Source organism: Streptomyces chiangmaiensis, from assembly GCF_036281785.1.
Classification (GTDB): Bacteria; Actinomycetota; Actinomycetes; order Streptomycetales; family Streptomycetaceae; genus Streptomyces; species Streptomyces chiangmaiensis.
This window is the reverse complement of record NZ_JAYWVC010000286.1, coordinates 1-8,039: the sequence shown is the minus strand read 5'-3', so window position 1 is coordinate 8,039 and position 8,039 is coordinate 1. Positions and strand designations below refer to the sequence as shown.

Sequence of the window (8,039 nt, the reverse complement as noted above, 5' to 3'; positions counted from 1 at the left end):
TTACGGACGATACGTGCCCAGTCCTCGACAGCGTCGTCGAGCAGCTTGAAGTTGGCGAAGCGCAAGGCGTCGAGATCCATCAGTCAGCGTCCCCCGTTATGTGTGATCAGTTCTTCTTCGGTGAGTCTGAGGAGCCGTAGACCGGGTTGTGCTTCCCCGGGCCCCCGACGCGCTCGTCGAAGCCGGCGCCGAGCGTGTCGATGCTGCTCATCTGCCGCTGGATGTACGCCTCGTCACCCGTGTGGATCTTCTTGGTGACCTGCATGTGGTTGGAGATGTGGGCGCACGCGTCGAGCAGGGAGTTGAGCTGCGTATCCCACTTGTTCGACACGTGCTGGAGGCCCGAGCCCAAGGCGAAGCCCTGCTTCGTCAGGTTGCTCGCCGCCGAGTCCACGGCGGTGTTCGACAGGCGGGCCTTGTCCCAAAGCTGGTTGTAGAGAGTGTGGGCCTGGCTGCCGATCCTCGTCAGGTCGTGCTGACTGACCTTGAGGTCACCGGTCTGGCTGGGGACGGAGCCCCCTCCGGAATCAGCCGGCAGCTGGTTGAGCTGCATGTGCGTCACCCCACCGTGCTGACGCGTCTGCGCCTCTGCCTTCAGCTGTTCCCATTCATCCCATGCCATGGATGATCCCTTCCCCCACGCGGTGCCCGCTCAGTTGGAGATGTCGGAAATGGATTGTCGGGCCACCGTCAACGTGGCAAGACATGCGAACGAACACTGGACCAGTCCCATTCTCGCTCAGGATGCCGATCTCAGTCCCGCAGCCCGCCCGACTCGAAGTAATCGATCTTGGTGAACCACACCACCGCAATCACCAGGATCACGACAGCCAGTGAAAGCAGCAGCGCCCGACGAGCCCGGTATCCGGCCTCCGACGGCTCGTGCGCCTCCGGGTCGCCGAAGCGGCGGGCCTGGAAGCGCCACCACAGCGCCTGCTGGTCGGCCAGGCCCATGCCGCCGAGCCACAGGCCGATCAGAACCAGGACAATTCCGAAGCCGATCACCGCTCATTCATCCCTTCCGAGACCAGGCCTGTCTGCACCAACGGCTTCCCCCGCTTCCGCGATACGAAGACACCCCGACCCGCAGGCATCGGCCGCGGCCGCACGCCGCCCAGCAGGTCGCCCTCCGCCGGGTCGCCCGCGAGGACGACGCCCTGGGCGCCGAGCTCCTTGATGCGCTGCATGAAGGACTCGTAGCCGGCACGCCCCGCACCCGCCGTGGATCGCGCGATGATGAAGCGCACGCCGACATCGCGGGCGAACGGAAGTAGCTCCGTCAGGCCCGCCAGCGGATTGCCGCTGGACGTGGACACGAGGTCGTAGTCGTCGATGACGACGTACACCGTGGGGCCGCGCCACCAGCTGCGGTCGCGCAGCTGTTCCGGTGTGACGTCTGCCGTGGGGGTGCGGCGCTGCATCAGATCGGCCAGGGCATCCATGTGGTGCTGCATCTGGTTCGACATGGGGATGTACTCCGCCAGGTGCGAGGGCGGGGTCACGCCCAGCAGGGAACGGCGGTTGTCGATCACGAACAGCTTGCAGACGGTGCCGTCGTAGCGCTCGGTGAGGCGCTTGATGATCAGTTTGAGCAGGTTCGACTTGCCGGACTCGCTCTCGCCGAAGACGAGGAGGAACGGGTCCTGCTCGAAGTCCACGAACACCGGCTCGAGGTTGTCCTCGTCGAGCGCGAAGGAGACGCCGCGGTCGGGGAACCGGTCGCCCGGAGGCAACTGGCTCGCGTGGAACTGCCGTGGGAGCAGGCGCACTTCGGGGGCGCCGGGCTCCTGCCAGTGGCGGGTGACCTCGGCCGTGAGGGCGGTCGTCGCCTCCGCGAGGTCCGTGTCGGAGGAGAGGCCGTCGATGCGCGGGACCGCCGCCATGAAGTGCTGTTTCTGCGCGGTCTGGCCGCGTCCCGGTACGCCCGTGGGAACGTTGGCCGCGACCTTGCGATCGAACTCGGAGTCCATGGGGTCACCCAGCCGCAGCTCCACGCGGTTCATCAGGTGGTCCTTGAGGTTCGAGCGGACCTCCATGGAACGCGACGCGGTGAGGATGAGGTGGATGCCGTAACCGAGGCCGCGGGCCGCGATGTCGAGCACCAACGGTTCCAGTGCCTCGTAATCGGTGCGGAAGTTGCCCCAGCCGTCGATGACCAGGAAGACGTCGCCCCAGGGCTGGTCGGTGACCGAGATGTCGCCGCGCGCCCGGCGTCCGCGGAACTCTGCGATCGAGGAGATGCCCGCGGAGCGGAAGTACTCCTCCCGGCGGGTCAGGACGCCGTACACCTCGGCCGCCGTGCGCCGGACCTTCTCGGGGTCCAGGCGCGAGGCAACCCCACCCACGTGCGGCAGGCCGGCCACCGCGGCCATGCCGCCACCGCCGAAGTCCAGGCCGTAGAACTGCACTTCCTGCGGGGTGTGGGTGAGTGCGAACGAAGCGATGATCGAGCGGACCAGGGTCGACTTGCCGGACTGTGGGCCGCCGAGGATCTGCATGTGCCCTGCCGCGCCGCCGAAGTCGGTCCACAGTGGGTCGCGTCGCTGTTCGTAGGGCTTGTCGACGAGGCCGACCGGGATGACGAGCCGGCCCGCGCCCTCGTAGGCGGGTTGGGTCATGCCGCGGCCGGGCACCGGGGCGAGCCCCGGCAGCAGTGCGTCGAGGGACGGTGGGCTGTCCAGTGGGGGCAGCCACACCTGATGGGCGGCCGGGCCCTGCGCCTCCAGGCGCCGCACGATCACGTCGAGCACGGTGTCGGCGAGCGCGTTGTCCTGCCGCTCGTCGGGTGCGTCCTGGCGCTGCTGGGGGATCGGCGCGTACTGCACGGGGACTTTGGCCGCCGTGAAGAGGACAGGCCGGCGGTCGAGGGGCAGCGGGCCGCCGAGCGCCGCGGCCTGCTGCGAGCTCGTGTGATACACGCCTGAGACGTAGGCCGCCTTGAAGCGCACCATCTCGTCCGTGCCGTACTTCAGGAAACCGGAACCCGGAACGTTCGGCAGCTCGTAGGCGTCCGGTACGCCGAGCGCGGCGCGTGACTCGGCGGCAGAGAACGTCCGCAGACCGATGCGGTACGACAGATAGGTCTCCAGGCCCCGCAGGCGGCCCTCCTCGAGGCGCTGCGAGGCCAGCAGCAGGTGCACGCCCAGCGATCGGCCGATGCGGCCGATCTGCACGAACATCTCGATGAAGTCGGGCTTCGCGGTGAGCAGTTCGCTGAACTCGTCGATCACCAGGACGAGGGACGGGATCGGCTGCAGCGGCGCGCCTGCCGCGCGTGCCTTCTCGTAGTCGTGGATGTTCGCGTAATTGCCCGCGTCGCGGAGCATCTCCTGGCGGCGGTTGAGCTCACCGCGGATCGAGTCGCCCATGCGGTCGACGAGGGTCAGGTCGTCCGCGAGGTTGGTGATCACGGCGGCGACGTGTGGCAGCTGGGCCATGCCCGCGAACGTGGCACCACCCTTGAAGTCCGCGAGAACGAAGTTCAGCGTCTCGGAGGAGTGGGTCACGGCGAGCCCGAGGACCAGCGTGCGCAGCAGCTCGGACTTGCCGGAACCGGTTGCACCCACGCACAGGCCGTGCGGGCCCATACCCTCCTGTGCTGCCTCCTTCAGGTCGAGCATCACCGGCCGGCCGTCCTCGCCGACACCGATCGGCACGCGCAGCCGCTCCGACTGCGAGCGCGGCCGCCATGTCCGCTTCGGGTCGACCGAGGCGGCGTCGCCCAGGTTGAGCAGGTCGGTGAACTCCAGGTTGGCGAGCAGCGGTTCGTCGTCGTCGCCGCCCGACGCCATCCGCAGTGGCGCCAGTTGCCGGGCGAGGGCCTCCGCGGCCCCGTACGACAGGACGTCGGGTGTTCCCTCGTAGACCATGCCGTGCGCCGATTCCAGGCGCAGCTCCTTGGGCTGCACGATGACGGAGAGGTCGCCGCGGCCGATCGTGAGTTCACCGGGCACGACCTCCAGGACCGTCACGCCCTGCAGGCCTTCGGGTCCGGCCAGCAACGACGTGGGCGGAAGGGAGATGCCGTCGAGCACGACCAACAGGTGTGGCTGCTCGGTGACCGGTGGGCCGCCGGGGTGGAAGCGCGGGCGGCCCTGGAGGCGGGAGGCGAGCCGCTCCTCCAGCTCCACAGGGTCGGTGGTGATCAGGCGCATGCTGCCGGCACCGTCGGCGAGGCCCGGGGCCTGCACATGGGGCAGCCACTTGGCCCACTCCCACTCGGGCGCCGACTCGCGTCCGGTGACGACGGCGATGACGAGGTCCTCGGGGGAGTGCAGAGAGGCGAGGGAGGCCGTGACGGCACGGGCGGCGCCCCGCACGGTGCCCGGCTCGCCGCTGATCGTCACGTGGTAGAAGGCGCGCAGGGATACGGCCATCGGCAGGTCGTCAAGGGTGCTGTGCGTGGCCAGGAAGCGCTGCATGGCGCCGGCGGTCAGTGGCTCCAGCTCGTCGAGCGAAGCGGTCTGAGCCGGTATCAGGGGGGTGGCCAGCGCCTGCGGACCGAGGCCCACGCGCACCTGTCCGAAGTCCTCGTCGGCGGTGCGTCGTTCCCACACCCGGCTGCCCTCGGCGACGAGTGCCCACAGTTGTTCCGGTGAAGGGTGCTGGTAGTACTGGGCGTCGCGCTGAGCCTTGGCGGTGTCGAGGACGGCGCGCCGGGTCTGCGACAGGTAGCGGAGGTAGTCACGGCGCAGGTCGGCCATCTGCCCTTGGTTGCCGCGGCGGTAGCGCACGAGCATCGAGATGCCCATGGCGATCGTCGAGGCCACCATCACCAAGCCCATGATCTTCATGAAGGGCTGGGCCTGGGGGTTGAAGAAGAACACCACTGACCCGCCCATGCCGAGCATGGGCAGGAGCTGCATCAGAGCGCCATCCTGCTGACCGCGCGGCAGTTCCGGTGGAGCCTGCAGTACGACCTCGTCCGCAGGAACTTCCCTCGGCAGTGCCCGTGGTGGGCGCTTGACGATGATGTGGCTCACTACGCACCAATTCCCTTGCCTGATCGAGATGTTTCGTCCGCCGCCCCGTGTCAGGCAGACGTCGATCGCGAAGCGCGATCCTACTGACAACGGCGGGCGGTAGGGTGCCGGTGAGGCGCGTGAGCAGTTGCGAATCGTTCCGGGAAAACCCGGGCAATCCGCGGCGGTTCGAAGCAAGCGCCTCCCCGCAAACCCCGGATGCGTCCGGTCGGTCGACTGGCGGAGCGGGGGGCGCGGCGCAACCTACACAGGATCTTTACGGGCGGAATGGTGCGCGTCGGCACCGTGGGACCGCCACACCATCGACGAGGGGGAACTGCAGGTGAGCATGACGGCCTCCGCGCCGACGGGCGCGACCGGTGGACCGGGCACCGGAGCCCCTCCTGGCGCAGGCATGGGATTCGGTTTCTGCCGGATCACCGTCGTGGCCCCGGACAGCCGCATCGATGTGGCGCTGCCCGACGACGTACCGGTCGCCGACCTGTACCCGGAGATCCTGCGCCTGTCCCAGCAGAGCCCCGCCGAGGGCGCGCCGGTCGGTTACCACCTCGTACGGCGGGACGGCACCGTCCTCGACGGCGCCCGGTCTTTCATGGCGCAGCGCATCCTCGACGGCGAGTTGCTCACCCTGCGCCCGTTCGCCGAGTCGCTGCCGCCCGCCGTCCTCGACGACGTATCCGAAGCAGTGGCCTCCGCCGTCACTCACGACCGCACCCTGTGGAGCGGCGATCTCACCCGGGCCGCCGGTCTCGTCGCGGGTGGCGTCCTGCCCGCGCTGCTCGCGTTCGTGGCCTGGAGCTCCCAGATCCGCCACGACATGCACAGCCTGCAGGGTGTCATTGCGGGCGTCACCGGCATCCTGCTGATCACTGTCGCGTGCGTGCGCTCGCGGGTGTACGACGACCGAGGGTCCGCGGTCGCGCTGGGACTCGGCGCCTTGCCCAACATCGCCGTGGCCGGTTCCGGGTTGCTGCCGCCCTCCGACGGCGAGGGCGTCGGTCGGCTCCAGTTCCTGCTCGCCTGCACAGCGGTCCTCGTCGCCTCCGTGGTGCTCACCCTGGTGTCACCGGGCGGCGACGCCCCCTTCGTGGCGTTGCTTTTCGCCTCCGCCATCGGCCTGATCGTCACTTTCATTGCGATCCTCGCCGAGCTGAAGCCCATGGAGACCGCCGCCGTCAGCGCTCCGCTGTCCGTCGTGGCGCTGGGCTTCCTGCCAGGCCTGTCCATGCGTTTCGCGCGGCTGCCCATCGGCTTCGAACCGCCCAACCCCTCCCGCGGCGGCTATGGCGCGGACGAGCCCGCCCCCCAGGAGCCTGTGGACGCCGAGCGTGTGGCCGCGCAGGCCCGGCGCGGACACGAGCTCCTGGTCGGCCTCGTCGGGGGCTGTGCCCTCGTCGCCGTGGGCGCGTCGATCGTCCTCGGCTTCTCCGGCAACACATGGGCCCAGTTCCTGGCCCTCGCGACCGGCGTGGCGATGCTGATGCGGGCCCACCTGTTCCGTTACACCGCGCAGGTCGGCGCCACTTTGGCCGCGGGCCTCTCCGCGATCGTCTCCCTCGGCGTCGGGCTCGCCCTGAACCCGCCCCGGGACTACCTGATCGACGCCTTCCAGGGCGACACCACCGCCCTCGACATCCGCAGCGTCTGGCTCGCCGCGGCGATCGGCGCGGCCATTGCCCTTGTCACCGCGATCGCTCTGATCACTCCGCGGCGCGGTGTCACGCCCTTCTGGGGCCGTTTCCTGGAGATCGCCGAGAGCTTCGTCCTGCTCACGCTGATCCCGCTGGCGCTGGCCGTGTTCGACGTGTACGCGCAGGCGCGGGCGATGACTGGCTGAGGATCTCCGTAACGCCCAGTGGGAGTGCTCTGAAGATCTTGCTGTCGCGCCCTATGCGTGTCGTTCCAGGGTGATGGCTATCGGTGGCAATCCAGGGCAGGCCGAGCGGTCAGCGCAAGATCTTCAACGGATCCCTGGGACCCCGTACAGAACGAGGGGGTGGCACTTGTGCGTGCCGCCCCTTCTCTGTCCGATCACTCCGAGACGACGTCCTCGGCCCGCGGCCGTTCCTCAAGATCGAACTCCCCGTCCCGAGCCCCCAGCACGAACGCCCGCCACTCGGCCTCCGTGTACCGCAGTACGGTGTCGGGGTCGAGTGAGGACCGCATGGCCACGGCCCCGCCGGGGAGGTAGGCGATCTCGACCCGCTCCTCGTGCGTCTCTGTTCCCGGTGCGCTGTGCCACTCGACGTCCGAGATGTCGAGGGCGTACAGCTCGTCCCGCTCCCGCTCCTTGCGCGCCTTGACGTCCTCGTTCGCTTCTTCCGCCATGGCGAAGCGACCCCTTCCCGACGTGCGGATGATCCAGCGCTCACCCTAGTGGCGCCCGATGGCCCGCCGGGCGGTTCGCGTGACCGTGGTAAGGGGCGTCGTCATCGGCTGGTACGCTGTGTGACGGCCGTTCGTGTACGCACCCCCGGACCCCGCCCAGGACCCTCGACGGGTTTCCAGGGATCCGGAGGCCGCGCTCAGCGGATCCCCGCCGCCCGAGTCACGGAAGCTCCCCTGAGAAGAAGACCAGGGGCACTCGGTGGCACTCAGAAGACTACGAGGAGTACGCGTGTCGCTCGACGCCGCCACGAAGAAGCAGATCGTCGCCGAATTCGGTACCAAGGAGGGTGACACCGGCTCCCCCGAGGTCCAGGTCGCGCTGCTGTCCCGCCGCATCTCCGACCTGACCGAGCACCTCAAGACCCACAAGCACGACCACCACTCCCGCCGTGGTCTGCTGATCCTGGTCGGTCAGCGTCGCCGCCTGCTGCAGTACCTGGCCAAGAAGGACATCCAGCGCTTCCGTACGCTGGTCGACCGCCTCGGCATCCGCCGCGGTGCGGCGGGCGCCAAGTAGGACGCCGTGAAGGGAGCGGTTCCCACGAGAAGGGGGCCGCTCCCTTTGCTGTACATGCGGACTGTCACCGACGCTTTGTAGTGTGGTAGCACAACGCCATATGGACGAAGCAGTGTGAGGAACGCCCGGACGTACCGGGCGCCGCCACGCAC

At 68.9% G+C, this 8,039-nt stretch carries 6 protein-coding genes; 2 read left to right on the top strand and 4 right to left on the bottom strand.

What is annotated here, in order from left to right:
• Window positions 1-106: 106 nt before the first annotated feature.
• From VXC91_RS40060 to eccCa, 3 genes are all read right to left on the bottom strand, one after another.
• Window positions 107-622: a hypothetical protein gene (locus tag VXC91_RS40060; protein WP_329512282.1), complete on the bottom strand. Its 516-nt coding sequence runs from the start codon at window positions 620-622 to the stop codon at window positions 107-109.
• 131 nt (window positions 623-753) lie between these two features.
• The gene (locus VXC91_RS40055) at window positions 754-1,005 is read right to left on the bottom strand and encodes a hypothetical protein (protein WP_329512281.1); all 252 of its coding nucleotides are present in this window, start codon (window positions 1,003-1,005) and stop codon (window positions 754-756) included.
• A complete protein-coding gene (gene eccCa / locus VXC91_RS40050; protein WP_329512280.1) occupies window positions 1,002-4,982 on the bottom strand; it encodes a type VII secretion protein EccCa in 3,981 nt (1,326 codons plus the stop codon). The genes VXC91_RS40055 and eccCa overlap by 4 nt, the downstream gene beginning before the upstream one ends.
• Window positions 4,983-5,310: 328 nt before the next feature.
• Here eccCa and eccD point away from each other — a divergent pair, with 328 nt between their 5' ends.
• A complete protein-coding gene (gene eccD / locus VXC91_RS40045) occupies window positions 5,311-6,819 on the top strand; it encodes a type VII secretion integral membrane protein EccD (RefSeq protein ID WP_329512283.1) in 1,509 nt (502 codons plus the stop codon).
• A 194-nt stretch (window positions 6,820-7,013) separates the two neighbouring features.
• Here eccD and VXC91_RS40040 read toward each other — a convergent pair whose 3' ends face one another.
• A complete protein-coding gene (locus VXC91_RS40040; protein ID WP_329512279.1) occupies window positions 7,014-7,310 on the bottom strand; it encodes a DUF397 domain-containing protein in 297 nt (98 codons plus the stop codon).
• A 289-nt stretch (window positions 7,311-7,599) separates the two neighbouring features.
• On the opposite strand from VXC91_RS40040, the gene rpsO reads away from it, so the two are divergent.
• The gene (gene rpsO / locus VXC91_RS40035; protein ID WP_329512278.1) at window positions 7,600-7,887 is read left to right on the top strand and encodes a 30S ribosomal protein S15; all 288 of its coding nucleotides are present in this window, start codon (window positions 7,600-7,602) and stop codon (window positions 7,885-7,887) included.
• The last annotated feature ends 152 nt before the right edge of the window (window positions 7,888-8,039 follow it).

Excerpts from the sequence above, each read along its gene's own strand:
- VXC91_RS40060 (WP_329512282.1), bottom strand. The coding sequence starts at position 622 with ATGGCATGGGATGAATGGGAACAGCTGAAGGCAGAGGCGCAGACGCGT.
- VXC91_RS40040 (WP_329512279.1), bottom strand. The coding sequence starts at position 7,310 with ATGGCGGAAGAAGCGAACGAGGACGTCAAGGCGCGCAAGGAGCGGGAG.
- eccD (WP_329512283.1), top strand. The coding sequence starts at position 5,311 with ATGACGGCCTCCGCGCCGACGGGCGCGACCGGTGGACCGGGCACCGGA.